Origin of the sequence: Marinobacter koreensis (assembly GCF_023156285.1) — a bacterium.
Classification (GTDB): Bacteria; Pseudomonadota; Gammaproteobacteria; order Pseudomonadales; family Oleiphilaceae; genus Marinobacter; species Marinobacter koreensis.
Map to the genome: position 1 here is coordinate 280,133 of NZ_JAKZAJ010000001.1, position 25,383 is coordinate 305,515.

26 protein-coding genes are annotated in these 25,383 nt (G+C 58.7%); 13 read left to right on the forward strand and 13 right to left on the reverse strand.

All coding sequences use genetic code 11. The features are described from left to right. Positions 1 to 41 precede the first annotated feature (41 nt). On the forward strand, positions 42 to 1,781 hold the full coding sequence (locus MLD04_RS01360) for an N-acyl-D-amino-acid deacylase family protein (RefSeq protein WP_248154024.1): 1,740 nt from the start codon (positions 42 to 44) through the stop codon (positions 1,779 to 1,781). Here the strand turns inward: MLD04_RS01360 and MLD04_RS17700 are convergent. Beyond that, entirely contained in the window at positions 1,693 to 3,381 is a 1,689-nt protein-coding gene (locus MLD04_RS17700) for a methyl-accepting chemotaxis protein (RefSeq protein ID WP_248154027.1), read from the reverse strand. The genes MLD04_RS01360 and MLD04_RS17700 overlap by 89 nt on opposite strands. Positions 3,382 to 3,570: 189 nt before the next feature. Between MLD04_RS17700 and MLD04_RS01370 the strand changes: the two genes are divergently transcribed. From MLD04_RS01370 to MLD04_RS01380, 3 genes are all read left to right on the forward strand, one after another. Continuing rightward, positions 3,571 to 4,026: a GatB/YqeY domain-containing protein gene (locus MLD04_RS01370; RefSeq protein WP_248154029.1), complete on the forward strand. Its 456-nt coding sequence runs from the start codon at positions 3,571 to 3,573 to the stop codon at positions 4,024 to 4,026. Between the two features lie 79 nt (positions 4,027 to 4,105). Beyond that, entirely contained in the window at positions 4,106 to 4,801 is a 696-nt protein-coding gene (locus MLD04_RS01375; protein ID WP_248154032.1) for a VWA domain-containing protein, read from the forward strand. A 46-nt stretch (positions 4,802 to 4,847) separates the two neighbouring features. Continuing rightward, entirely contained in the window at positions 4,848 to 5,567 is a 720-nt protein-coding gene (locus tag MLD04_RS01380; RefSeq protein ID WP_248154034.1) for a J domain-containing protein, read from the forward strand. Here the strand turns inward: MLD04_RS01380 and cypR are convergent. Next, positions 5,536 to 6,609 (reverse strand): transcriptional regulator CypR, encoded by a 1,074-nt coding sequence (gene cypR, locus MLD04_RS01385; RefSeq protein WP_248154036.1) that lies wholly within the window; start codon positions 6,607 to 6,609, stop codon positions 5,536 to 5,538. The genes MLD04_RS01380 and cypR overlap by 32 nt on opposite strands. 154 nt (positions 6,610 to 6,763) lie before the next feature. On the opposite strand from cypR, the gene MLD04_RS01390 reads away from it, so the two are divergent. The 6 genes from MLD04_RS01390 to MLD04_RS01415 all read left to right on the forward strand — a co-directional run bounded on the left by MLD04_RS01390 (position 6,764) and on the right by MLD04_RS01415 (position 10,938). After that, positions 6,764 to 7,084 carry a 2Fe-2S iron-sulfur cluster-binding protein gene (locus tag MLD04_RS01390; protein WP_248154038.1) on the forward strand — a complete coding sequence of 107 codons (321 nt, stop codon included), beginning with the start codon at positions 6,764 to 6,766 and terminating at the stop codon, positions 7,082 to 7,084. A 37-nt stretch (positions 7,085 to 7,121) separates the two neighbouring features. After that, positions 7,122 to 8,534 (forward strand): cytochrome P450, encoded by a 1,413-nt coding sequence (locus tag MLD04_RS01395; protein ID WP_248154040.1) that lies wholly within the window; start codon positions 7,122 to 7,124, stop codon positions 8,532 to 8,534. Between the two features lie 113 nt (positions 8,535 to 8,647). After that, the gene (locus MLD04_RS01400) at positions 8,648 to 9,616 is read left to right on the forward strand and encodes a CsgG/HfaB family protein (RefSeq protein ID WP_248154042.1); all 969 of its coding nucleotides are present in this window, start codon (positions 8,648 to 8,650) and stop codon (positions 9,614 to 9,616) included. Then, positions 9,613 to 9,933 (forward strand): hypothetical protein, encoded by a 321-nt coding sequence (locus MLD04_RS01405; protein WP_248154044.1) that lies wholly within the window; start codon positions 9,613 to 9,615, stop codon positions 9,931 to 9,933. The genes MLD04_RS01400 and MLD04_RS01405 overlap by 4 nt, the downstream gene beginning before the upstream one ends. After that, on the forward strand, positions 9,926 to 10,273 hold the full coding sequence (locus tag MLD04_RS01410) for a DUF4810 domain-containing protein (RefSeq protein WP_248154046.1): 348 nt from the start codon (positions 9,926 to 9,928) through the stop codon (positions 10,271 to 10,273). The genes MLD04_RS01405 and MLD04_RS01410 overlap by 8 nt, the downstream gene beginning before the upstream one ends. After that, entirely contained in the window at positions 10,270 to 10,938 is a 669-nt protein-coding gene (locus MLD04_RS01415; RefSeq protein WP_248154048.1) for a DUF799 domain-containing protein, read from the forward strand. The genes MLD04_RS01410 and MLD04_RS01415 overlap by 4 nt, the downstream gene beginning before the upstream one ends. Before the next feature lie 36 nt (positions 10,939 to 10,974). Here MLD04_RS01415 and MLD04_RS01420 read toward each other — a convergent pair whose 3' ends face one another. After that, on the reverse strand, positions 10,975 to 11,643 hold the full coding sequence (locus MLD04_RS01420) for a glutathione S-transferase (protein ID WP_248154050.1): 669 nt from the start codon (positions 11,641 to 11,643) through the stop codon (positions 10,975 to 10,977). Between the two features lie 74 nt (positions 11,644 to 11,717). Next, entirely contained in the window at positions 11,718 to 12,680 is a 963-nt protein-coding gene (locus MLD04_RS01425; protein WP_248154052.1) for a DUF6635 family protein, read from the reverse strand. 271 nt (positions 12,681 to 12,951) lie between these two features. On the opposite strand from MLD04_RS01425, the gene MLD04_RS01430 reads away from it, so the two are divergent. After that, positions 12,952 to 13,752, forward strand: a complete 801-nt coding sequence (locus MLD04_RS01430) for a hypothetical protein (RefSeq protein ID WP_248154054.1) — start codon at positions 12,952 to 12,954, stop codon at positions 13,750 to 13,752. A 73-nt stretch (positions 13,753 to 13,825) separates the two neighbouring features. Here MLD04_RS01430 and MLD04_RS01435 read toward each other — a convergent pair whose 3' ends face one another. Both MLD04_RS01435 and MLD04_RS01440 read right to left on the reverse strand, forming a co-directional pair. Then, on the reverse strand, positions 13,826 to 14,632 hold the full coding sequence (locus tag MLD04_RS01435; protein ID WP_248154056.1) for an alpha/beta hydrolase: 807 nt from the start codon (positions 14,630 to 14,632) through the stop codon (positions 13,826 to 13,828). 23 nt (positions 14,633 to 14,655) lie between these two features. After that, complete coding sequence (locus MLD04_RS01440) at positions 14,656 to 16,158, reverse strand: flavin-containing monooxygenase (protein ID WP_248154057.1); 1,503 nt, start codon at positions 16,156 to 16,158, stop codon at positions 14,656 to 14,658. 123 nt (positions 16,159 to 16,281) lie between these two features. On the opposite strand from MLD04_RS01440, the gene MLD04_RS01445 reads away from it, so the two are divergent. Continuing rightward, a complete protein-coding gene (locus tag MLD04_RS01445; protein ID WP_248154058.1) occupies positions 16,282 to 17,295 on the forward strand; it encodes an AraC family transcriptional regulator in 1,014 nt (337 codons plus the stop codon). Here MLD04_RS01445 and MLD04_RS01450 read toward each other — a convergent pair. The 7 genes from MLD04_RS01450 to MLD04_RS01480 all read right to left on the reverse strand — a co-directional run bounded on the left by MLD04_RS01450 (position 17,292) and on the right by MLD04_RS01480 (position 24,259). Continuing rightward, positions 17,292 to 17,933 (reverse strand): TetR/AcrR family transcriptional regulator, encoded by a 642-nt coding sequence (locus MLD04_RS01450; RefSeq protein ID WP_248154059.1) that lies wholly within the window; start codon positions 17,931 to 17,933, stop codon positions 17,292 to 17,294. The two genes, MLD04_RS01445 and MLD04_RS01450, sit on opposite strands and share 4 nt — an antisense overlap. Before the next feature lie 7 nt (positions 17,934 to 17,940). After that, on the reverse strand, positions 17,941 to 18,702 hold the full coding sequence (locus MLD04_RS01455; protein ID WP_248154060.1) for an SDR family NAD(P)-dependent oxidoreductase: 762 nt from the start codon (positions 18,700 to 18,702) through the stop codon (positions 17,941 to 17,943). Positions 18,703 to 18,804: 102 nt separating this feature from the next. After that, entirely contained in the window at positions 18,805 to 20,088 is a 1,284-nt protein-coding gene (locus MLD04_RS01460; RefSeq protein WP_008939197.1) for a cation:proton antiporter, read from the reverse strand. 220 nt (positions 20,089 to 20,308) lie between these two features. Next, positions 20,309 to 21,046, reverse strand: a complete 738-nt coding sequence (locus tag MLD04_RS01465; RefSeq protein ID WP_248154062.1) for a maleate cis-trans isomerase family protein — start codon at positions 21,044 to 21,046, stop codon at positions 20,309 to 20,311. A gap of 24 nt (positions 21,047 to 21,070) precedes the next feature. Beyond that, positions 21,071 to 21,214: a DUF3096 domain-containing protein gene (locus MLD04_RS01470; protein WP_008939195.1), complete on the reverse strand. Its 144-nt coding sequence runs from the start codon at positions 21,212 to 21,214 to the stop codon at positions 21,071 to 21,073. Positions 21,215 to 21,317: 103 nt separating this feature from the next. Continuing rightward, positions 21,318 to 22,325, reverse strand: coding sequence for a zinc-dependent alcohol dehydrogenase family protein (locus MLD04_RS01475; protein WP_248154064.1), 1,008 nt, complete (start codon positions 22,323 to 22,325; stop codon positions 21,318 to 21,320). A 44-nt stretch (positions 22,326 to 22,369) separates the two neighbouring features. Continuing rightward, on the reverse strand, positions 22,370 to 24,259 hold the full coding sequence (locus MLD04_RS01480) for a potassium transporter Kup (RefSeq protein ID WP_248154066.1): 1,890 nt from the start codon (positions 24,257 to 24,259) through the stop codon (positions 22,370 to 22,372). A gap of 81 nt (positions 24,260 to 24,340) precedes the next feature. Here MLD04_RS01480 and MLD04_RS01485 point away from each other — a divergent pair, with 81 nt between their 5' ends. Next, positions 24,341 to 25,336 (forward strand): NADP-dependent oxidoreductase, encoded by a 996-nt coding sequence (locus tag MLD04_RS01485; protein ID WP_248154068.1) that lies wholly within the window; start codon positions 24,341 to 24,343, stop codon positions 25,334 to 25,336. The last annotated feature ends 47 nt before the right edge of the window (positions 25,337 to 25,383 follow it).

A 25,383-nucleotide genomic window follows, 5' to 3' on the forward strand; every position in this document is an offset into this window, starting at 1 on the left:
ATCGGCATCCAAACAAAAACAAAACGGAAAGGAAAAAGCCGATGGCCCAGTACGACGTGATCATCGAGGGTGGGCGTTATTTTGACGGTACCGGGGCACCGTCGTCCATTCGCAACCTGGCCATCAAGGATGGCCGCATTGCCCGGGTAACCGCCGAGCCGATCTCTCATGCTGAGGCCGATCGCGTGATTGATGCCAGCGGCCGATGGGTCACACCGGGCTTTCTCGACACCCACACCCATTACGACGCGGAATTGCTGGTGAGCCCCAGTCTGTCGGAGTCCGTTCGCCATGGGGTGACGACAGTGCTGGTCGGTAGTTGTTCCCTGAGCATGATATGCAGCGACTACGAGGATGCGTCGGATATCTTTACCCGAGTGGAGACGGTGCCCCGGGAACGGGTTTTACCCATCCTGAAAACCCACAAAACCTGGTCCACCCCCAAACAGTGGGCCGACTATGTGAAGCGAGTGCCGCTGGGTCCCAACGTCATCAGTTTCCTCGGTCACAGCGATCTCCGGGTGGGCGTGATGGGGCTGAGCCGGGCCACCAATAGGGACGTTCAGCCAAGTGAGGAAGAAATGCAGGCCATGGAGGCGCTACTCAAGGAAGCGCTGGACGAGGGATTCCTCGGGCTGTCCACCATGTGCCTGAAATGGGACAAGGTAGATGGTGACCGTGAGTGGTCCAAGAGCCTGCCGAGCACCTATGCCCACTGGAAGGAAATTGCCCGTCTGAACAAACTGGTGCGTCGATACGGCCGCGCACACCAGGGCGCACCGAATGCCGCCACGCCGCTCCAGATTCTGCAGTACGTGCGTGAATGCCTGGGCTGGCTGCGTCGGCCTCTGAAGACCACCCTGATCAGCCAGATGGACCTGAAGGGCAGTGCCTACCTGACCAACCTCACCAAAATGACGTCCCGGATCACCAATGCGCTGCGCGGCGATTTCCGCTGGCAGGTGTTGCCGACGCCGTTCACCGTGTATGCCGATGGCATCGACGTGGTGTTCTTTGAGGAGTTTGGAGCGGGCGAGATGGCGCTGGACCTGAAGGACGCGGTGGAGCGCAACGAGTTGCTCAAGGATGAAAAATACCGTCGGGAATTCCGGCGGTTCTATGGGGAAAAACTGAGCCCGAGGGTATGGCAGCGGGACTTCGGCGACGCGATGATCATCGATTGCCCGGATGCATCGCTGATCGGCAAGAACTTCGAGGAAGTGGCCCGGGCCCGTGGTGTCCACGTGGTGGACCTGTTCCTCGACCTGGTGGTGGAGTTCGGCAAGAAAATCCGTTGGTACACCACCGTTGGCAATCACCGAAAACCGGTGCTCAAGCGAATGGTGAAAGATCCGCGGGCACTGATTACGTTCAGTGATGCCGGCGCCCACATCCGAAACATGGCGTTCTACAACCTGCCCCTGCGCATGCTCAAGCTGGTCCAGGAATCCATCGACGAAGGTGATCCGGTGATGACCATGGAGCAGGCGGTTTTCCGACTGACCGGCGACCAGGCCGACTGGTTTGGGGTGGACGCGGGTAAGATCCGTGAGGGAGACCGGGCTGATGTGGTGGTTCTGGACCCGGCCGGCTTTGATCAGAATCTGGAGGAGGTTTCCTGGGCTGACATGGAAAACTTCGACCTGAAACGTCTGGTCAACCGCAATCCCGGCATCGTCAAAACCGTGTTGATCAACGGGAAAGTAGCTGTGGACGATGAGCAGTTGTCGCCGGCATTGGGGCACGAGATGGGGTACGGGGCGTTTCTTCCGGCCTGGTGAGGCCGGCTTGGGCGTCCGTCCGGAATGCACCCAGATGATGATTGAGGTCGGTATTCGCCTGCTCAAGGCTGGCAATGACTGTGAGTACGGAGGCCATCTGGGACTGCATCTGTTCACCGCCACTCGCGACTCGCTCGATCCGATGGTTGATATCCATCGCCACGGTGGACTGTTCTTCGGTTGATGCAGCTACCTCCCGGAGCATGGCGGCAACATCCTGAATGGAGTGGTTCATCTCCCCGAGCAGCACGCTCATCGAATGCCCGGATTCGACGCCGGTTGCTATGGCTTGGCGGGCTTCACCAAGGCTGTCATGGACTTTGCCGGTACTGTTCTGGACGGTATCAACAATGCCTGCGATGTCTGACGTCAGGGACCGGGTGCGATCAGAGAGCTGTTTGACTTCGTCGGCAACGACAGCGAATCCGCGTCCGTGGCTGCCCGCCCGGGCGGCCTCAATGGCGGCATTCAACGCCAGCAGGGTGGTCTGTTCCGAAATGTCGTGAATAGCCCGGGTGACCGAGGCGACTTCGTTGATGGCCGCCGACAGCTCTTCCACCATGGTGCTGGTTGCGGCAACGGTGCTGTCGATGGACTCCAGGGCGTCGCGATTGGTTTCGCCCATGGCATTGCCCCGGGCCACGATCTGTTCGCCTTCGGCGGCGGTATCGCTGGCCTGGGCCGATTTTTCCGCAACTTCACGGAAACTGAGGCTCAGTTGTTCCACGGCTTCCCGCATTTGCCGGGTTTCGTCGGCCTGGGCGGCGATGTTCCGGTCGGCTTCTCCGGTGACCTGTCGCAGGTTCATTACCACGGAATCACTCTGGTCAGCGGAGGTGCGAACGGATTTCAGTGTGCCCACGAACAGCTCGAGAAAGTGATTGACGGCACGTCCTATCTCGCTGATCTCATCCTTGCCACTATCCTGAAAGCGGCTGGTCAGGTCGCCCTCGATCAGCTGGGCTGAATGCCCCTGGAATTCGGCCACCGACCGTTTCATCCGCACCAGAACGATGGTTACCAGGATGACCAGCAAGATGGCGGACCCACCGAGCACCAGCAGGATTTCAGTGCGCTGAGCTCGCAGGTTTTGCGCGATGCCATCCGCGAGTGTGTCGCTGTAAGCGGACGCCAGACTGATGGTGTTCTTGAAAGAGCTCTGCAATGGCACGAAGAGGGACTGATAGACGCTGTCGACCATGCCCAGGGCGGATGCCGGATCGGTCTCCGCCATTTTGTTCAGCTCCACGCTCTGCTGATAGTAGTCGGCCCATGCCGTGGCCGTGGCTTCGATGGCATCCGCCAGCTCAGGCGTGCGGTTGTCGGCAAGTGCTGCCCGGGCGGACGCGAATCGCTGCTGAAGATCGCTGTTGACCTCTTTCAGCAACGAGGCGGTTTCCGGCATGATCGGATCGGCCTTGATCGTGGTGGTCGCCCGGGCCAGAGCCTGCGCCAGATTCTGCGTGACCCGCGTTGCCTCGTTGAAGCGAAGGGATTGCTCCATGACCCGGTCTGATCCGAACAGTGCAAGGCCACTGATGAGCATCGCCAGCAGAATGGACAGGGTGGACAGAAGGATCACTTTCAGGCGGATCGACACGCGAAAACTCCCAGGCTGGAACCGTATTTAACGGGGATTACAATATGACTTTCATGTGGCAGGTTTGTGACAGGCCGGGCCTTTGCGCTTGTCCTGATGGGGCTTTTCAGAGTAAAAGCTGAACCTCTTTGCATTATTCAGGAACTGTCCCCATGAATCCTGAAGGAACCAACATAACTGGAGGTCACCATGGCGGAAGTAACACTCAAGGAACAATTGGGCAGTGCAGTGAAAGATGCGATGCGGAGCAAGGACAAACTCCGTCTGACCACCCTGCGGATGGCCCAGTCTGCGATCAAGCAGATCGAGATCGATGAACGTCGGGAGCTGAGCGACGAGGACGTTCTGAAGGTGCTGGACAAGATGCTCAAGCAACGTCGCGACGCCGCCGCCCAATACGACGATGCGGGGCGGGAAGAACTGGGTGACCAGGAACGGGCCGAGATGGTGATCCTCGAGGAGTTCATGCCCGCCGCCCTGAACGAGGACGACCTGGACAGCCTGATTCGTATGGCCATCAGCGCCACCGACGCCAAGGGCATGCCGGACATGGGCCGTGTGATGAACGAGCTGAAGCCCCAGGTACTGGGCCGGGTCGACATGGGGCACCTGAGCAAGAAGGTGAAGGCGGCGCTGGCGGGCTGACATAGGGCTCGCCTTTGGAAGGGCGTTCTCCTAAGCTTTCAGGCAGGTTTTGCTCAGCCCGGGTGGTGTCCAGAAGCCTATGTCCGATAAAGCGCTCCGTAACAGATCCGACAAGCAGTCCATCGACCAGTTTATTAACGAGGTTCGCAAACTGCCCAAGCAGGGCGGCGGGCAGGGCCGTCTGATCTTTGCTCTGGACGCCACCGCGAGCCGGGAGGCGACCTGGGATCAAGCGTGCCACCTGCAGAGTGAGCTGTTCATGGCGACCCGGGATCTGGGTGGCCTGGCCATTCAGTTGTGTTACTACCGGGGCTTTGGCGAATTCAAGGCCACCGGTTTCGTCACTGATACCGGGCAGTTGCTGAACCTGATGAACGGTGTCTCCTGCCTGGGTGGGCGTACCCAGATCGGCCGGGTACTGGCCCATGCGATGAAGGAGACCCGTGCAAAGCCCGTGAAGGCAGTGGTTTTTATCGGCGATTGTTGCGAGGAATCGGTGGATGAGTTGTGTCATACCGCTGGCGAACTGGGTATGTTACGAACTCCGGTATTCATGTTTCACGAGGGGAACGATGCCCATGCCAGGGCGGTGTTTCAGCAGGTGAGCAAACTGTCCGGAGGGGCTTACGCTCCCTTTGATCGCAACAGCCCTCAGGTGCTCAAGGATCTTATGGCTGCCGTTGCGGTCTATGCTTCCGGGGGACCCAAGGCGTTGCAGGACTTCTCCCGTGGTAGCTCCCCGGAGGTCAGGCGCCTGACCCGGCAGATCAGGTAGTTCTTGTTATGTTTATTGATGGGGCCGAATGCCCCGGGGTGTCTGAGTGCCATTAGCGTTTTTGGTCATCGCAGCGTCGGTTGTCGCCTGGCTCTGGCTGCGCAGTCAGCCGGCGAGCCAGCGCAAGCCGGCCATTATGAAACTGGCGTTGATCGCCGGTATCGGAATGGTGGGTTTGCTGGCCATGACCGGCCGGCTGAACGTTCTGGTTGCACTGGTGGCGTTGCTTTTCCCGCTGCTGCGCCGGGTGTTGCCATCGCTGTTACGGAAGCACGTGACCGGCGCTGGAGGCGGGGCGAAAGCCAGGTCAGGAAACCAGTCCCACGTTTCCAGCGACATTCTCGAGATGAACCTGGACCATGACTCCGGAACCATGGAGGGCCGGATACTCAAAGGCCCGATGGCCGGGCGTGAGCTGGCAGACCTGAGCGAGGGCGAATTCCTGGACCTGTTGCGCTATTGCCGGACACATGACGACGACTCTGCCCGGCTGCTGGAAAGCTATCTTGACCGCCGTTTCGGCGACTCCTGGCGTGCCGACGACGAGGCTGGCAATACGAGCGGGGAATCTCACGAGCATAACAATGCCAGCGGCACACTCACCGAAAAAGAAGCACTGGATATACTCGGGCTGGAGGCCGGTGCAAGCCGGGAAGAAATCATCCAGGCACACCGCCGGATGATGCAGAAAGTTCACCCCGACCATGGCGGCAGCAATTATCTGGCGGCCCGGATCAATGAGGCCAAGGCGCGCCTGCTGAGTTGATGTGCCGGCGATAATCCTCCGGTGTCGCGTTGAACCATCTTTTGAAGGCGCGCCGGAAATTGGCGCTGTCGTGGTAATTCAGCAATTCAGCCATGGCTTCAATGGACAGCTGGCTGTCGCGCAGATAGCCCAGGGCCTGTTGCGACAGGATGTCGTCCCGTATCTGCCGGAAACCGGTGCCTTCCTGTTTCAACCGTCTTGCCAGAGTGCGCTTGCTGATAAACATCGCTGCTGCCGCTTCTTCTTCGCTCAGTACCCCCGGAGGGTGGGAGAGCATCATTTTCTGGACCTGGTACTTGCAGGTGCTCTTGCCGGACTGCAGCTGCGCGAGCATGGTTTCGCACTGTTGCAACGCCATCATGTAGTTTTCATGGTTGGCGGAGGCATTGGGTACTTTGCACACCTCCAGAGGAATCTTCAGGGAGATGTCCGGTTGGCCGAATTTCATGGCACCCGGTATGTGGCTTGAATAACGATCACTGTAACCGGGTTCCTGATGGGCAAAACAGATGACCGCCTCCTTCAGGGGGCGTCCGACGATAAATTCGGCGCAGTCAAAAAAGATCACCGTAAATATTTCACTCAACACCCGCAGCAATTCTTCCTGAAGTTCCATGCCAAAGGTGCAGGTCACCTCCAGCGAGTCCTGCCGGGTATCCAGTGCAAGCCGGGCGAGATTCATTCGGGTTGGCAGGAATGCCTGAAACGCTTTGAGTGCAGTGAGCAAGTCGGGGCTGCTGTTCGCCAGAAAGCCCATGGCGCCGTGGGTGGGAGAGGTCATACGTTGCCCCAGGCGCAGCCCTAGGGTTTCATCCTCCGCCAGATACAGGCTGTTTTGCAGGATCTGGAGTTGTTGCCGGGGGGTGAGCAGGGTGTCGTCTTGAAGAAACTGGTCCACTGAAAGCTGGGTCAGCTTCAGCAAATCAGCCACATCCCTTTCCTGTAGGCCGAGCTCCCGTGCAATCAAGCGGCTGTAGTTGGAGGGGATACAGGCCTGGTCAAGGTCAATGTCGGTCATGGTCCTGGCCAGATTTCCATTCATGGGCGCGCAATCGCCTTTACGCGGTGGTGTCGGTGAACCTTTCTGAAGTGTCTTGAAATGACTCCCTCCTGTCAATTAATGACCTGCCCCCTGGCAGGCCCTGATCGTAATCTGGCCTGAATGTCCCTATCTAAAGAACCGCGGAGCAATGGCTATGGGCCAGATCACCTTTATTGAGCACAACGGTACGGAACATGTGGTTGAAATCGAGGCGGGAAAATCCCTGATGGAGACGGCCGTCGAAAACGGTATTCCGGGAATCGACGCTGACTGCGGAGGCGCCTGTGCCTGTGGAACCTGCCACGTGATCGTCGATAAAAACTGGATCCAGGCCACGGGCGAAGTCTTCGCCAACGAAGAAGGCATGTTGTCCATGACGCCGGAGAAAACCGATACCTCCCGCTTGTCCTGTCAGGTCACGGTGACAGACGCCATGGACGGGATGGTGGTGCACTTTCCGGAATTCCAGATGTAAATCCCGAGTCCCACAGATTCTGCACCGGAGGTACTACATGAACATGCTCAGATCCCGACTCGAGCCTGCGATTCAGCCGGCTCTGGACAAGGTTTCGTCCGTTATTCCCCTGCATTGGCAAATCCGGGGTGTTCACGCATTCCAGGCGGTCAAAAAACGGATCGGCAAGAACAGGCCCGTGCCGGTTTTCAGGGAGGTTCCGCTGCCGGACGTGTCGACACTTGCCCTGGACGAGATTGATGTCAGTAATCCGTTTCTGTATCGGCAGGGGCTCTGGCACTCCTATTTCAAACGGCTTCGGGACGAGTGCCCGGTGCACTACCAGGCGAACAGCCCGTTCGGCCCGTTCTGGTCCATTACCCGGTACGAAGACATCCTGTTTGTCGACAGCCACCATGATCTCTTTTCTGCGGAACCTATTATTTCTATCGGGCCGCAACCCGAAGGACTGGAAATCGAGACCTTCATTGCCATGGATCCGCCCAGGCATGATATCCAGCGCCAGGCGGTCCAGACGGCTGTAGCACCGAAGAATCTCGCGCAGATGGAACATCTGATTCGTACACGAACCGCCGACGTACTGGACCATCTGCCTGTCGGGGAACCATTTGACTGGGTACAACGGGTATCCATTGAACTGACGTCACGCATGCTGGCAACCCTGTTCGACTTCCCGTTCGAGCAACGTCATAAGCTCGCTTATTGGTCGGACCTGGCAGCCGCCGCACCAGAATCGACCGGTGGTAACGCGGATCATGACGAGGGCTTCAGAGCGGCTGCGGACATGGCCAGGCACATGTCTTTATTGTGGCGTGACAAGGAAGCTCGCAAGGCCGCGGGTGAGGAGATGGGGTTTGATCTGATCAGCCTGCTGCTGGCCAACGAGAACACCCGGGACATGATCAACCGGCCCATGGAGTTTATCGGAAACATGGTGTTGTTGATCGTGGGTGGCAATGACACCACGCGCAACTCGATGACAGGTGGGGTGCTGGCACTCAATCAGTTCCCGGAGGAGTTTCGCCGGCTGAAACAGAATCCGGATCTGATCCCCAATATGGTCTCGGAAATCATTCGCTGGCAAACGCCCCTGGCCTATATGCGCCGGGTGGCGAAAAAGGATGTGGAGCTGAATGGCCAGACCATCCGAAAAGGCGACAAGGTCGTGATGTGGTACGCCTCCGGCAATCGCGACGAGCGGGCTATCGATAACCCGGACCAATTCAGGATCGACCGGGAAAACGCCCGCAAACATCTGTCCTTCGGTTTTGGCGTGCACCGTTGCATGGGCAACCGGCTGGCGGAAATGCAGCTGCGTATCCTTTGGGAAGAGCTTCTGACACGCTTCGATGATATTGAGGTGGTGGGAGAGCCGGCATACGTGCAATCCAATTTTGTTCGCGGCTACACCCACATGACGGTGAAACTGAAAGCGAAATCAAAAGTTTAATCAAAACATAAGGTTTTTTTCTGTGCCCGTATGTACCCCCTTCTCCCATGTTGTAAAGTATCGACCCTGGCAACATGTAAGGGATCACTTCGGGTTCAGAGAGGAGCCTCATAATGAAAAAAATCCTTCCCTGGCTGATGTTAGGGGTATTCACAGGCTGTGCGACACAAACGCCTCAAATGAAAGAGGTCGAACCGGCCGTTTCTCCCGAACAGCAGCGGGCTGCCCAGCAGGCGGCGTTAGAGGCCAAAGCGCCCGAGCGATTGAGCCTCAAACGAAAGATCGCGGTGGGCCGGATTTCCAATGAAACGAATTATGGTCGCAGCCTGCTGCGCTCCAATGCGGAAGATCAGCTGGGCTCCAAGGTAACGGACATGTTCCTGCAGGCGCTGGCCAACAGCGAAAGCTATCTGGTGTTTGAGCGGCCGGATATCGAACTGCTGAGCAAGGAAGCGGAACTGTCCGGCCAGGAAATCTCCATCACCGGTGTCGACACCCTGGTGATTGGCTCCCTGACCCAGTTTGGCCGCGCCACGACCGGTGAGCGTGGCTTCCTGTCTTCCTCCAAAAAGCAGGAGGCCACGGCAACGGTGGATCTTCGGTTGGTGGACGTAAAGACCGGTAGGGTATTTGCCTCGGTGACCGGGACCGGTTCGTCCTCGACTGAACAGGCTCGCACGATGGGGTTTGGCTCTGCAGCAGGTTACGACGGCAGTCTGAATGATCAGGCCATTGCCGCAGCGGTCACGGCGGCTGTCGACAAGATGACCGGGCTCTTCCTGGAAAAGCCCTGGACGGCGGATCTTCTCGCCCGCGAGGACGGACTCGTCTACATCAGCGGTGGCGAGAGCCAGGGAGTCCGCAAGGGTATGGTCTTCGCTGTGGAAACCCGGGGCAAGGACGTGAAATCCCGGACGACCGGAACGGTGATTTCCCTCCCGGGCAAGAAAGTAGCGGAACTGACCATCGTCGGGCTGTTTGGCGATGACCCTATGAATCAGGGCGCCATCGGGGAGATCTCCCAGGGGTCTATCGAAGGGTATGATCTGGGCGAACTGCGTGTGAAGGAGAAGAAGCAATGAGGATGCTGCTTGCGTTACTGATCTGTCTGACCCTGACCGCTTGTGTCCAGTCACCCACCCGCAACACCCAGGTTGTGGATGACCGCCCGGGAATCACATTCGAACTTCCGTCGGTGGCCTCGGAGTATTACGAGCTCCGGATTGATGGCGTCTCCTATGGGTACGTTGGCCAATATCAGGCCGGAGAGAATCTCCTGAAAATCATTGATGGCACCCATCAGGTTGAGCTCCTTTCTGACGGAGAGGTGGTATTCCGCCAGGAGATCTATCTCGGTGCCGGCGTTAACCGGGTTCTGAAGGTTGGGCCACATGACTAGCAAACTGCTTTTCACGCTGTCGATGTGTGTTCTGATGACAGGGTGCGCCAGTAATCAGGGGCTGTACGACTGGGGCCAGTACCAGGAAACGCTGTTCGTGGTTTACCAGGAACCCGCCCTGAAAGAGGAAGCACTGAAAAATTACGTGGGATTTGTCGAAGCCGGCGGTACTCCGGAGCATCCCATTGCCCCGGGGCTGTATGCAGAGGCGGGGACCTTTATGCTCGAACAGGGTGATGTGGACTCCGCGCTCAGGTTTTACCGCATGGAATACGATGCGTGGCCCGAAAGCCGGCCTATGCTCAGTACCCTGATCAAGAACCTGGAGGCGCGGCAATGAAAATGTTGAAACTGTGTCTCGTGTTTCTTCTGGTGGCATTGGCCACCGGGTGTGCTACTACCGGCCAGAGCAACCGTCTTGATGCCTTCCACAACGCCGCACCGAGATCGATTCTGGTGGTGCCACCTGTCAATATGTCGACCGATGTACAGGGAACAACATCCTTGTTGGCCACGCTCCCGTACTATCTAGCGGAGAAGGGCTATTACGTTTTCCCGGTCAATACCGTGAAAACGCTGCTGGAATATGAGGGCTATTACGAGCCCGCCGAAATACAGGCAGCACCGCCAGAACAGCTGGCCAATCTGTTCAAGGCGGATGCGATACTCTACGTGACCATTCACGAGTGGACGTCCAGGTACATGTTGCTGACGACCACGACGGAAGTGGACTTCGAGTACCGGATCGTCAATGCCGATGGTGCCGAGCTCTGGAGCGACCGTGAAAGACTGACCTACACCCCGGATAACAACAGCTCCGGCAACCCGCTGGTGGATCTTATCTCAATGGCGGTCACGGCGGCGGCCGAACGGGCGGCACCGAATTATCTCCCGTTGACTCGGCAGGCAAATGCGGCTGCATTCTACGGGGCGAACGGCGTGCCGCCCGGGCCTTATAGCCCGAGCTACGAGCAGTATTACAAGCGGATCAAAGCCTCACAGTAATCGCAGGCCTGGGCCGTTGTTACAACGGCTGCCAGGTCAGGCGTAGTCATACTCTCCGCCCTTTTCAAGGGCCCTCTGGTAAGCCGGTCTTGCATGCACCCGTTCCACCCAGGCGGTAATGTGAGGCCGGCTTTTTCCGACGATGCCTCGAGCCACGGAGGCTTCCAGCGGAAAGCTCATCTGGATGTCCGCGGCACTGAGGTTGTCTCCGACAAACCAGGTGTTTTTCGCCAGGTGGGATTCGACAAAATCCAGGTGCGTCTTGATCATCGGGCCAATGAACATCTGGTTGGTCTTGTCAGAGATGCCTTTTGCGACCGGCTTGACGAAAAACGGCATCGGACTGGTTTTGATCTTTTCAAACACCAGACGCATCACCAGTGGCGGCATCAGCGAACCTTCGGCGTAGTGTAACCAGTAGGTGTAATCCAGCCACGCCTGTCCCCCTTCTTCCGGCAGCATGGTGTCTTTCCCATAGGTGCGTGCAAGGTATTCGATAATAGCGCCGGACTCGGCCACCACCAAGTCGCCATCGGTAATCACCGGTGATTTGCCCAGTGGATGTACCTGCTTGAGGCTCTCGGGTGCCTGCATGGTTTCGGGATCGCGCTGGTAGTGTTTGATCTCGTAGGGCACCTCCAGCTCTTCGAGCATCCAGAGGACACGTTGCGAGCGGGAATTGTTCAGGTGGTGAACCGTAATCATGCACAAACTCCGTTTGCGTTAAAAAATGGGTGGGCTCGAAAGAGTAGGCCGAACATCGCCTTTTGGCTCACTTTTTACAGCAAACCGGCTCTTATCATGTCAAAGGTGTCCAGAATCCGCGCGACAAACTGATCTTTTGGCCGGAAGCTGCTCTGGGTACTGACAGTGACATCCCGTTCCAGATGATCCAGCAGCTTGTGCAGACGCCTGCGATGCAGACCGATTGCCGCCTGGACCGGATCGGAAATAACACCGGACAAAGCGGCAAACGCTGCCAGTGCGGCCATGACCGCGACCATCACAGTGGCCGTTGTCGCCAGCGATGGCTCCGGCGGAAACCATGTGTAGTACCATTCGCCGATGGTTTCGCCGAGAACAAAGTCCCGGACAGCCATGGCTTTCGCCAGCATGGAGGCCAATACCACGCCGAGGCCAATGCCGCCGGGGGTGAATTTCTGGAAGGCAAACGCACCGAGTACGGTGCATGAAAGGCTGTTGGTGATATCGGCCGAGGCGGTTCGGGTCACCCGGTACTGACTGAGAGCATCCGCGATCAGTGGCTCAATCAGCCGTGTGAAGTTCCGGTGATCAATGGGCTCACGACTGTGGTGCGCGTATACCTCTTCCAGAGCCTCCAGCAGGTAGCTTTCCAGCAGTTGGCCTTCCCGCCCATCGTTCAGAAGGTCCACCTGAATCAGGTCCGAGATGTGCTGCTGTACCCGGGTGGTAAAACCGGCCGGTACGTGACTCGTCAGAGTATGAAGCCACGTCAGGCCAGTTCGGTGGCGTGTCAGGATCCTGATCACGCAGGCCAGGGCGTACACCGGTGCCCAGAGCAGATTGAGCGGTGCGCGCAGCATGTCCCATCCCAGGGCGACCCGATTGGTGGCAATGGCGCCGGGGTAATGGAAGTGGCGGTCAATGAACGCCGGTATGCGGGCACGGCAGTCGTCAAAATAGCGCTCGATGCCAGAGCGGACGGCCTGCTCGATCTCGGCTTGGGAAACCTTCTGCTCGTCGCTTGTGATGGGGGGCATAGAGGCAGATGTATCAGCAGCAGGTGAGTGTCCGGGGTATTTAACCGCAATTGCCGCGGGTGGGCCACCATGGTGGCCGTGACCATGGTCAGCCGGTTTGCTAAGATGCGCCGCTCGCGCTTGACCATCTGGATGGTCAGGCTTAATGGAAAGTAAATCAAGGAAGATTCCGCATATGAATTCTCACCCTCCTTCTGTCTCTGTACCGCTTGCATCCCCGCGTAAGGCTGAGGCCGGCCCTCCGCTGAGCTGGATTTTTGAATCTATCCGTTTGTTTCGTGCTCATTGGGGCGTTGTCCTCTCGGCGTACCTTGTGGTTCTGGTGGTGACCCTGTTGCTTCAGGTTGGCGTGGTAACGTTGATGAGCGGTGCCGGGTTTGCCGTGACGGCCCTGGCAGGCATCGTGGTATTTGTCGTGTCCTGTCTTCTGAATGCCGGTGTGTTGGCGGTGTTTCATGGTGTGGCTGAACGTCGACCGAGGTTTTCGGACGTGGTGTCCGGTTTTAACGGCCATACGTTACTTCACATCGTGTTGATGCTGGTCATGATGATACTGATGGCCGTGGCGGTTGCCGGTATTGTTTATCTTGTCACTGATTTTTCGGCAGTCTCTGGCCAGGCGTTTGGGCCGGCAGGCTTCGAACACTGGATGGATGGCGGTCCTGGTGCCCGCAATGGAGGGATGGCCCTGGGCCTCTCCATTATTGTTGGCCTGATTCTTCTTGCTCTGTTCGCGGCGCTGTTCTCGTTTGTCATTCCACTGATCGTGATTTCCCGGCAGGGAGTGATGCAGGCGATGGCCAACAGCTTGCGGGCCAGTTTTCGTAACGTTCTGGTTCTGCTGTTTTTCGGGATCAACGCCATCGTATTCATGCAGCTGTTGTTTATTCCCGTTTTCGCAATTGGTGCGGCCAGCACGTCGATGATTGTGATGGGGGTGTTGGCCTTTATGACCTCGATTGTCTGGGGCGCAGTGCTGGGAGGCGCGTATTATCTGTCTTTCCGGGATATCTTCCTGGGGGCGGCTTCGCCGGAAACCCGGTTGACGGGTGAGCAACCCTTGCCTGCCTGACGGTTGCCAATTCACTCATAGCCAGAAATCCGAACAGCCCCCGGTCGGGGGCTGTTTTTTTGAGCCGGTCGGGTCAGGCCGCGGCTGAAGATCTGGAATCGGTCTGTTCCAGCCATTGGAACATGGCATCCCGCACATCCCCGAAGAAACGGCCACCGATGGTCCAGTGATCGCAGCCGGACAGTTCCACGAGCTTGCAGCGATCGCCGTAGCGCTGGGCAATCCGGCGCTGGATGCGGATCGGGGTTATTCGATCCTCGGTGCCGCCGATGATCAGGATCGGGCAGGGTATGCTGTCCGGCTCGACGTTAGCGAAGACTTTCCGGCTGAATGCCGCCAGTGTCATCTGGAAGGTCACCATCCCGGATTCGTAGCCGCAGTGTTCAAAGATGTCCCGTTGTTCTGCCTCAGTCTGCGCATTGGCGATACCGTATTGGACGTTGGCCAGGCCCAGTTCGGTGGCCTGCTTCCATAACGGAAATCGCAGCAGGTTGCGTCCGAGGGTGCGAAACACGGACAGACCCAGGCCGTTTATGCCGGCTGGCGCTGCTGAAGACAGCAGGATTACACGCTCGCAGGGCACCCGGGCGGCAGTGAGCTGCGCCAGCAATCCGCCCATGGAATGTCCCACCAGGATGGGAGCGCGCTCCAGCTTGCTGGCGTGCTCGACCAGAAAGCTTACGTAATCCTGCAGCCGGGTCTGGGCCAGCGCTTTGCGGCTCGCTTCGGTGTGCTGGACACGGGGACAATGGTGGGGCAGTGTCACCGCCTGCACCGGATAGCCCATTTCCCGGAAAGCGTCATGCACTTCGCTCATGGTCTCCGCATCACTCCACATACCGTGGATCAGCATCACCGGCGGTTTCTGGTTCGTACTCATGGTAGGTTCCCGCCTCCAGTCGCTCATGCCGTGGCCGTCATTGGCCGGCTGTCACGGGTGGTTGTTGCTTCCGGCTTTTCAAACTGCAGGATGCCATCGTCAACGGGATCTTCCACCAGCATTTTCTTGTCTTTGCCATAATGCATGGTCACTTTCCATGGGCCACTCAGGCCCTGACGTGGCATGCGATCCTTGGCGCGGACAATGTACCCCGGCGCAAATTCATCCAGCATGCCGGTACCGGTCTCAAGACCGTCCCTGTCCACTGGCCGAACCACGTTGGCCCCATGCTTATTCATCTCATCGAACAGGCGGCAGATGTAGCGGCCACCGATGTCGCACTTGAGTGTCCAGGGGGCGTTGGTGTAGCCGAAAATCCAGGCATAGTTCGGGACATCCTGGAGCATGATGCCCTTGTAGGTCAGCTTGTTTGGCAGATCTACGGACTTGCCGTCCAGTTGCAGGTCAAGGCCGCCCATCAGCTGAACATCCAGGCCGGTGGCTGTGACGATGATGTCGGCGTCCAGGGTCTGTCCGGATTTCAGTACGATGCCGTGTTCGGAAAAATGATCGATATGGTCGGTGACCATGTCCGCAGCGCCGGATCGCAACGTCTTGAAAAAGTCGCCGTCCGGAGCGGCACAGAGGCGCTGCTCCCAGGGATTGTAGTCTGGTGTCAGGTGGCGCATGTCGACATTAGGGCCGGCCTGACGGCGCATGTGGCGAAGCATGAACTTGCGCATGGCATTGGGCCAACGCATACACGCCAGATAGAGGCCACGCTGGAACAGGATGTTGCGCTTGCGGGCCAGTTTGAAGACCAGTTTCTTGGGCAGGATCTTGTTCAGCGCGATGGAGATCTTGTCAGTATCCGGCATAGCCATGATGTAGCTCGGCGAGCGTTGGAGCATGGTCACATGCCCGGCCTTTTCGGCCATGGCGGGTACCACGGTGATGGCAGTGGCGCCGCTGCCGATCACGACGACTTTCTTGCCGGTGTAGTCCAGGTCCTCCGGCCAGAACTGGGGGTGAACAATCGTACCCTTGAAGTTCTCTTCGCCCTCGAACCTGGGCCGGTAGCCGTGGTCGTAGTTGTAGTAACCGGCACAGTTGAGCAGGAAGTTGCAGGTGAACCGGCGGGTTTCACCGGTCTTCTCGTGGGTGGCGGTTACCGTCCAGCACTGATCCTTGCTGGACCAGTCGGCGCCGGTAATGTGCAGACCGTAATGGACCTTGTCCTGCAGGCTGAATTCCCGGGCCGTCTCCTCGACGTAATTGCGGATGTCACCCCCTTTCGCCAGCACCTGATCGGAGTACCACGGCTTGAAATTGTAGCCGAAGCTGGCCATGTCCGAGTCGGAACGGATGCCTGGATACCGGAACAGGTCCCAGGTGCCGCCCATGTTCTCCCGGCGTTCCAGGATCGCGAGGGTTTTCTGCGGATAGGTCCGGGCAATGTGGCATGCACTGCCGATGCCGGAAAGGCCGGCACCGATGATGATGAGGTCGTAGTGGGGTGTTGCCATGCGGTTCTCCTTGTTATTGGTCTCGCACTTATAGCCATACTATGCCAAGGCCGGATCTTGACAATATTGTCCGATCTGGACATATTTTTGACAAATCGCGACAAGGAGTGAATCGGAGGTGACGTGTCCAGTCTGATCCGGGCCACCAATCTGTGGGGTTACGACGAACTTGTCAGAAGCAGGGGCGGGGACCCGCTGCCATTGCTGGCAAGATACCGTACACCGCCGGAAGAGCAGCGGGACGACCAGTCGTTTCTGGTGTTCAGGCACCTGACCGCGTTGCTCGACGACACAGCAGAAGAACTCGATGATCCCGCCTTCGGTATGATGCTGGCGAAGTACCAGGGTATGGATATCCTCGGGCCCATCTCGGTTATTGCCCGCAGTTCCCTGACGGTGGGGGACGCCATCAACAGTATCGCCCGCTACCTGCACCTGCATTGCCCGGCGCTGTCGCTGACCATGTCCCGGGTGAGCGTCGACGATCAACCGGTCATCCGTTTTGTCTTCACGATTGACGGGGAGGGCGGTGGCTACCGGGCGCAGTCCCACGAACTGAGCCTGGCCAATGCCATGCAGGTCATGAACCTGTTGTGTGGCGACGGGTTCGCACCGCTTTCGGTTCACTTCATGCACGCCCGGCTTGCCGATGAATCGACCTACCGGAACGTTTTTCGCTGCGAGGCTTTTTTCGAGCAGGACTGGTGCGGGTTTTACCTGCCGGCGTCGTTGGCCTCCATGCCCCTGCCCAGCGCGGATCACCAGACCTGGCAGCTGGCCCAGCGTTACCTGGAAGCCCAGCAGGCTCCCAATGCCAATACGCTTTCGGAAGACGTGATCCGGCTGATCAACACCCTTCTGCCAACGGGGCAGTGTACCAGTGATGCCATCGCCGCCCACCTGTCGCTGCACAAGCGCACGCTGCAGCGGAGGCTGGCTCTGGAGGGAACCACCTATGAGCGGTTGCTGAATAACGAGCGCACACGATTGGCCCGCCGGTACCTGATGGAACCCAATCTGGGGTTCGGCCAGATCAGTGGATTACTCGGGTATTCCGAACAGTCTGCCTTCAATCGGGCCTGTCGGAGCTGGTTCGGTCTGACGCCGAAAGGTTACCGGAAACAGTTGCAGGGCTAGTTTGTGGTCAGAAATGCGGTATAGAGGCTCTGAATGTGGCGGCGCAGCGCAGGTTCAAACTCCAGTTTGAACACCGTCAGAGGCGGACGTTCCATCGCCCTGCGGGCGGCCTCCGGCGGGTGGGTCATGTGCCAGCATCCGATCAGAGCCTGCTGGCATTGAAGGATAAACCCGAAACAGCGTTGGGCATCATGTCCACTCGTCGCCTGGATCAGAGCGGCGAGCCGTTGGGACCGTTCCAGCAGGAAAAGTTTGAAGTCCCGGGCTTCCTGTTCGGTAAGCCCCGTTTCCAGGGCCATGTGGAGGATAGCGGTCAGGCCGCAGAAGAGCGGGTGTGCCACCAGCAGCCCGGGCAGGTCGTCGGGTAGCGACAGCGATTGACGGCTCTCCGCATCGTCCACCAGGGCCGTGAAGGCGCGACGGTAGACGGCGATGAACAACAGTTCCTTGCTCCTGAAATAGCGGTACAGCGCGGCCTTGGTAAGACCGCTGGCAGCGGCTACATCGGCAAGGGTCAGCTGGTCGTAACGGCGGTTGACGAACAGCTCGGCCGCCGAATCCAGGATGTGTTGTTCCCTCGCGATTTTTTCCGCTTCCGTGCGGGCGCGCAGCCTTCCACTGCAAAGCATGCCTTTCATCGTGTCTTCAAGCCTGTAACCAGCCAGCGAGTCGCCGGGTAATGAACCGGGGAGAAAATTTGCCAGACCATATCATCAACCGGTTACGCAGTCCCGGGATGACAATCGCCTTGCGCCGTTTGGCGAGGGCTTCGTTGACCACCGCTTCGGCGGACATCGCGCCGGCCTTGAAAAGCTTGGTGTCGGTCATGTTGGCTTCGGCCGCAAACTCGGAGTCCGTAGCGCCGGGGCACAGGGCACTGACAGTAAGGCCAGTACCGCGGAGTTCCTCGTGCAGTGCTTCCGAGAAGGAAAGCACAAACGCTTTGGTCGCGTAGTAGATGGCCATGTTTGGTCCTGCCTGGAAGGCAGCACTGGAGGCAACATTGATGATGAAGCTGTTGTGCTGGGCTTTCAGATTGGGGAGTAGCTTCCAGGTGAGCGCAACCAGAGAGGTGATGTTTACCTGGATCATGTTGAGCTGGCGCTCCAGCGACAGTTCCCCGAAATCGCCCCGGTCGCCGAAGCCGGCGTTGTTGATCAGGCCGGATAGCTGCCAGCCGGCATTCGTCACTGCGGCGGCGACTTTCTCGGCTCCGTCAGCCGTGGCCAGATCCGCCACCAGGATCTCGACGGAAATTCCGAAAGCATCGGGCAGTTCGCTCGCCAGGGCTGCGAGACGTTCCTCACGACGGGCAACGAGGATCAGATTCTGTTTTTCGGTGGCGAGGGCCCGGGCAAAGGCTTCGCCAATGCCGGCGCTGGCGCCGGTGATCAGGACATGGTTCATCGTGTTTTCCTTATTAAGTGAACGCCGGTCACTTAATATACGGCGTGACTCGCCGGGTGTAAATAACTCACGGTTAATTATTGTGCGGCTGAGTGCCTGTCGTCACGAATCATTGGTCTGCGCTGCAATGCTGCTGCGGATCAGAGGCTTGATGCTGGAGCCCTGGACGATGATGGAGAAGATCACCACGATGTAGGTGATCACCAGCAGCAGGGTATGCAGATCCACACCGTTGAAGTAGGCGGCGTGGCTTGGGATCGATGCAGCCATGGCCAGCGCCAGACCGCCCCGCAATCCACCCCAGGTGAGGATCGCCACCGAGTGTTTGTCGTAGGTGCGGAAACGGCGGAACGCCAGGTACGGCAGGCTCACACTGATAAAGCGCGCCAGCAATACGGCGGGCACGGCGAGCAGGCCAAGAAGAATCTGCTCTCCGGTCACCGGGAGTGTCACCACCAACAGCCCTATCAGCAGGAACAGGAACGCATTCAAAACCCCGTCCACCGCATGCCAGAAATTGCGAATGTTGCGAATACTGCTCAACCGGGCCATGGAGGCAGCCTTCGCTCGGGTTACGTTACCGAGGAAGATCCCGCTGACCACCATGGCCAGGGCTCCAGAAACGTCGATGATATTCGCGAGGGCAAATCCGGCAGTGGGAATACAGAACGTCAGCAGCAACCGGATGTTGCCGTCCTCGCTCTTGACCAGCAGGAAGTGGCCGATCACGGCCAGCAGCATACCGAAGGCAATGCCGCCGAGGGCATCCGTCAGGAACAGATCCGCGACATTGGCAAACGTGGGTTCGGTGTGGCTGAACGCCAGGGTCAGAATGGTGGTGAACACCACCAGGCCCACGCCATCGTTGAACAGGGATTCGCCTTCGACCTGGATCGAGATGGAGGGCGGTGCCTTCATCTGTTTGATGATGGCCAGGACCGCAATCGGATCCGTCGGGCTGATCAGCGCGCCGAACAGCAGGCAGTAGATGAAGGGCACGTTCCAGCCCATCAGTCCCATGATCCAGTAGACGAACAGGCCCACCAGGAACGTCGAGGCCAGCGTGCCGAACAGGACCAGGATGGTGATTTCCCATCGACGCCTGCGCATGGCACGGAGGTCGATCTCCAGTGCTCCGGCAAACAGCAGCGGTCCGAGCATGCCCTCAAGCAACAGCGATTTGAAGTCCACATTGGAGAGCATGTCGGAGACGGCCACGGCCGTCTGGTTGCCGAGCACTTTCACTGCGAGTATGAGAAGTAGTGAGATGACCACCGCACCGCTGGTAATGGCTATGGTGGTCTGAAGGTTGAGGAAAAACTGATTGGCAAACGCCACCAGAATGGCGGTAGCTGAAAGGAAACACAGCAGATACCAGGTATCCATTGATTCTCCCGGATAAGAAACGGTTCATTCCCGGGCGTTAATACCCGGTGGTTAAGTATGATTGATAGCGCGACTTGAACTGGGCGAGGGTAGAGGGGCGTGCCCGGGGTGGCGCCAAGCCGGTAGGATACCACCGAACCGGATACTGACCGAAGGTGTGGATAAGGCGGCAGATGCGCTAAGTCAACAGGGCGTCACTGGCACTCGCGCGGCGTTGATCTCATGGGATCTCTTCAAATAACCGGCCGAGGCCGCGTTGAGGCGTCAGTTTTCCGCACAGGCGCAGGGCTTCCCAAAAGCTGACCTGATTGGCGGTCAGGACCGGTTTGCCCGTAGCACTCTCGAGGTCCGTCAGCCATGCCGCCGAGTGAAGGGCGGTGTCCGGTATGAGCAGTGCGTCCGCGTCGTTGCGGCTGTTGGCCACTGCGAACTCGATCACGTCGTCTTTTTCGAGTTCGCCCACCTCGGCGGCCGTTATAATGCCCCGGCTCGACACGTGAACCACGTTGATGTCGAAGTGATCCAGGAACTGGCAGAAGCGTTGGGCAACGTCCTCCGGGTAGGTCGCTGCGATCGCAACGTTGTTCGCGTTGATGGCGGTGATAGCGCGGGCAAACGCCATGGCGGTGGTGGAGGCGGGAACGCCCAGCGCTTTCTCCAGGGCATCAATCTGCTGTCGTATGCCATCCAGACCCAGCACGAAGCTCGCACTGGTGGAGGTCCACAGGACCGATTCGATTCTGGAACCGTCCAGCCCTTCTGCCCCTCTCTGCAGCCGGGGAAGGCTGCCCATTTCACTGAGCGCCTCAACCGTATGGGCATCTTCAAGGAACCCGGTATGGACAAGGTGAACCTCCGCAGGCGGATCGATCATCCGGCCTAACAAGGGGTAGTCATCCTCGGCGGCATGGCCGGGGTACAGGAAACCAAGCCTGGGTGACGGGACTGTCCGGGACATGGGACCTCCTGCGCAGCAGTGGCGTCAGAACGAGTGGCCAAACAGCCCCAGCACGCCCATTGCGATCAGATAACCGGCGACAATGTAGTTGAGCAACCGGGGAAATATCAGGATGCCGATGCCTGCGCCAAGGCTTATCAGTGGCGCCAATTCCAGATGTATGGTCATTGTCTGAGCCTCACGTCGGGATTGTTGGTGTACTGGCCATCAGCCTGACACTTGTATCGGTGCTCGGCAATCCCTTGCGAGCACCGTGGCCGGATCAGGAACCTCAGAACGTCAGGCAGATCTTGCCGAAGTGCTGGCCGGATTCCTCATAGCGAAAGGCGTCCGCAATCTCTTCCAATGAGAAAGAACGATCAATAACAGGGTGCAGGTCGTTCGCTTCTATTGCGCGAATCATCTCCCGCTGGTGGGCCCGGCTGCCGACGATCAGGCCCTGAAGTCGGGCCTGTTTGGCCATAAGTTTCGCTGTGGGCACCTCGCCCGCCCGGCCGGTGAGTACGCCGATCAGTGAGATATGGCCGCCGATACGGACTGCGTCGATGGATTCTGGCAGGGTGCCCGGACCGCCCACTTCAATGACGTGATCTACACCTTTTCCGTCCGTCAGCTCAAGCACACGCTGGCCCCAGGCGGGCGTCGTCTTGTAGTTGATGGTGTGATCGGCACCCAGGGCGGAGAGCCGTTCAAGCTTTTCATCGGAAGACGACGTCGAAATCACCCGTGCGCCCATCATCTTGGCGAATTGCAGGGCAAAGATGGAAACGCCGCCCGTTCCGAGCGTCAGTATGGTGTCGCCGGCTTTCAATCCGGCATCCACCACCAGCGCACGCCAGGCGGTCAGCCCCGCTGTGGTGAGGGTCGCGGATTCGGCGTGGCTGAGGTTTTCGGGCGCATGGGTGAATCCGTGCGCAGGCCCCACCACCCGTTCGCGGGCGTAGCCGTCGATTCCGTCGCCGGGTGTTGTGGTGAAATTATCGATAGGGGCCGGTCCGTCCAGCCATTTCGGGAAGAAGGTGGACACTACGTGGTCACCGATCCTGAATTCGTCGACGTCGGGACCGACGGCTTCAACCACGCCGGCGCCGTCGGCCATGGGGATTCGACCGTCCTCGGTGGGGATGACGCCTGCAACCACGCCATAGTCGTGGAAGTTGAGGGAGCTGGCATGAACCCTCACCCGTATTTCGCCCGATCCGGGTTCACCGGGCTCGGGGCCCTCGGTGATCTGCAGTCTGTCCAATCCTCCGGGCTGGGCGAGTGTGGCTCGCTTCATGTAATAACCTCCGTCCGTTCATTCGTTGGGTGGTCCAAACATCGTCAGATTCCGAGTTGCAGACCGATTTCAATCACTCGGCTGGCCGGAATCTGGTAAAGCGATGTCGCGTGCATGGTGTTACGCACCATGAACGCGAACAGTTTGTCGCGCCAGGCCATCATGCCGTCTTTTTTGCGGTCGGCGATGACCGACGTCCTGCCCACAAAATACGTGGTGTCGTCCAGGTCAATGGGCAGCTCTCGATGCTCAATACAGTAGGCCAGATCCGAGGGGATATTGAACCCCTGCATGAATCCGTAGTTGAGCTTGACCTCGTAAACCCCCTGACCGAACGCTGTGACCTTCATACGATCCTCGTTGGAGACCCTTGGGTCACGGGTCATCTTGACGTTCACGATGACGATGTTTTCATGCAGCAGCTTGTTGTGTTTCAGCAGCTGCATCATTGCATTCGGTACTTCCTCCGCCCGGGCGGTGAAAAACACACCGGTTCCCGGCACCCGATGGGGGGGATCGTGCTCGAGGCGGCCTAGCAGGGTTTCAATGGTGATGGTGTTGGCTTCGTAAGACTGGATCAGCAACTCGGTGCCGCGGCGCCAGGTGACAATGACAGTGAAGATGACCGCGCCCATAGCCACCGGGAACCAGCCGCCGCGGGGAATGGTTTCGGCGTTGGCGGTGAGAAAGGCCAGGTCCACGGTCAGGAACACCAGCAGGAACAGAGTTGCCTTGGCGAGGCTCCAGCCACCTCGTTCGCGGGCAACGTTGAACGCCAGAATCGTGGTCACCAGCATGGTCGCATTCACGCTGACACCATAGGCTGCCGCCAGGTTGTTCGATGAACGGAAGGTGAGCACCAGGGCAATGGCGGCGATCATCAGAAACCAGTTGATGCCCGGCATGTAAATCTGGCCGTGGGAGTGCTCCGAGGTCTGCTGCACTTTCAGGCGCGGTACGAAGCCCAGCTGAACCGCTTGCCGGGTCAGTGAAAAGGCGCCGGTAATGACCGCCTGTGAGGCAATGATCGTGGCCGCCGTGGCGAGACCGATCAACGGGAATAGCGCCCAGTCCGGTGCCAGATGGAAGAACGGCTGCAGGGTGCCTTCCGGTTTGTCCAGCAGCAGCGCACCCTGGCCGAAATAGTTCAGCAGCAGGGCTGGCAGAACGAAAAAGAACCAGACCGCGCGTATTGGTGTTGCGCCGAAATGCCCCAGGTCTGCGTAGAGGGCTTCCCCGCCGGTGACCACCAGGAATACCCCGATCAGCACCAGAAAGCCCGCCAGGTGATTGCTTGCGAGAAACTGCACGGCGTACCAGGGCACAACCGCCTTGAGTACTTCGGGGTGGTCCAGGATGCTGTTGATGCCCAGGGCAGCCAGGGTGAGAAACCAGGCCACCATGATCGGCCCGAACATGGCGCCAACCTTGGCGGTGCCATGTTTCTGCATGGCAAACAGGACCACGAGAATGGCAATGGTGACCGGCAGTACATAGCTCTCGAGAGAGGGCGCCGCGACCTCGAGCCCCTCCACGGCGCTGAGTACCGAGATGGCCGGGGTCAGCATGGTTCCGCCGTAGAGCAGGCCGGCACCGAACAGGCCAAGCAGGATCAACGTGCGGCGAGAAGAGCTGTTCTGGGCCTGATCCGGCCGTAACAGCGCCAGCAACGCAAATATTCCGCCCTCGCCGTGGTTATTGGCGCGGAGAATGAAAACCATGTATTTCAGAGAGATCACAATCACGAGTGCCCAGAAGATGAGCGACAGTATGCCGAGGATATTGGCCTCGTTGATGGGCACAGGGCTGACGCCCCGAAAGCATTCGCGCAGGGCATAGATCGGGCTGGTGCCGATGTCCCCGTAGACAATGCCAAGCACCGCCAGCCCAATCGCCGCGCGTCCGGGTTCCGATGCATTTTCAGATTCGGTCATATACGCTCCCTTGAAGAACTTGCATGGCGACCCATCAATCAAAGACAAGGGTTTCAACAATCACCATAGGAGATTCTGACCATGAGTACCTACAAAGCGATCAATCTTGTCAAACGCCCTGAGGGCAATATCGGTCCGGATCTGTTCGAGGTGGTGGAGAAAACCGTTCCCGAACCCGCAGAGGGGCAGTTTCTGGTAAAGCAGACCTACATGTCTCTGGACCCCGCCATGATGGGCTGGATGTCCGCCGACACCGACAGCTACATTCCGCGTGTGGAACTGGGTGATGTGATGCGTTCGTCCGGCATTGGTGAGGTTGTGGCCTCACGACACCCGGATTTTTCAGTGGGCGATCAGGTGATCGGTATGTTCGGCTGGCAGGAGATGGCGCTGACGGATGGCACGGGTGTGAATAAAGTGGACAAAGACCTGCCGCCGGAAATGGCGCTGTCGGTGTTTGCGCTCCCGGGCCTGACTGCCACGCAGGGGCTCTATGGCTATGGCCATCCGAAAGCGGGTGAAACCCTGGTGGTCTCCGGTGCGGCCGGCTCGGTCGGTTCGATCGTGGGTCAGCTGGCCAAGGCCGATGGTCTTCGGGTGATCGGCGTGGTCGGCAGTGACGAGAAGGCCGACTGGATCGTCAACGAACTGGGTTTCGACGGTGCCGTGAATTACAAGACCGACGACCTGGGCGCGAAACTCGATGAACTGGCACCGGAGGGTATCGACGTTTACTTCGAGAATACCGGTGGTCCGATCCAGGACTACGTGTTCGAGCGCATGAATGCCCATGGCCGCATTGTGGTGTGCGGCATGATCGCCGATTACACATCTTCCAACCCGCGTCCCGGTCCCAACTGGATGCGCATCATCAAGAAACGCCTGTCGATCCAGGGCTTCACCATGCCGGACCACCGGCACAAGACCAAGGAGTTGCAGGCCAAACTTGCTCCCTATGTCCAGAAGGGACAGATCAAATACCGCACCCACGTTCTGGAGGGGCTGGAATCTGCCATGAGCGGCCTGTCTCTGTTCCTGACCGGGGGGAACAAGGGTAAGTTGATGGTCAAACTCTGACAGAGCGGGGCCGGCGAGAGCTTCGAGACCGCCGGCCTCTTTCCAGC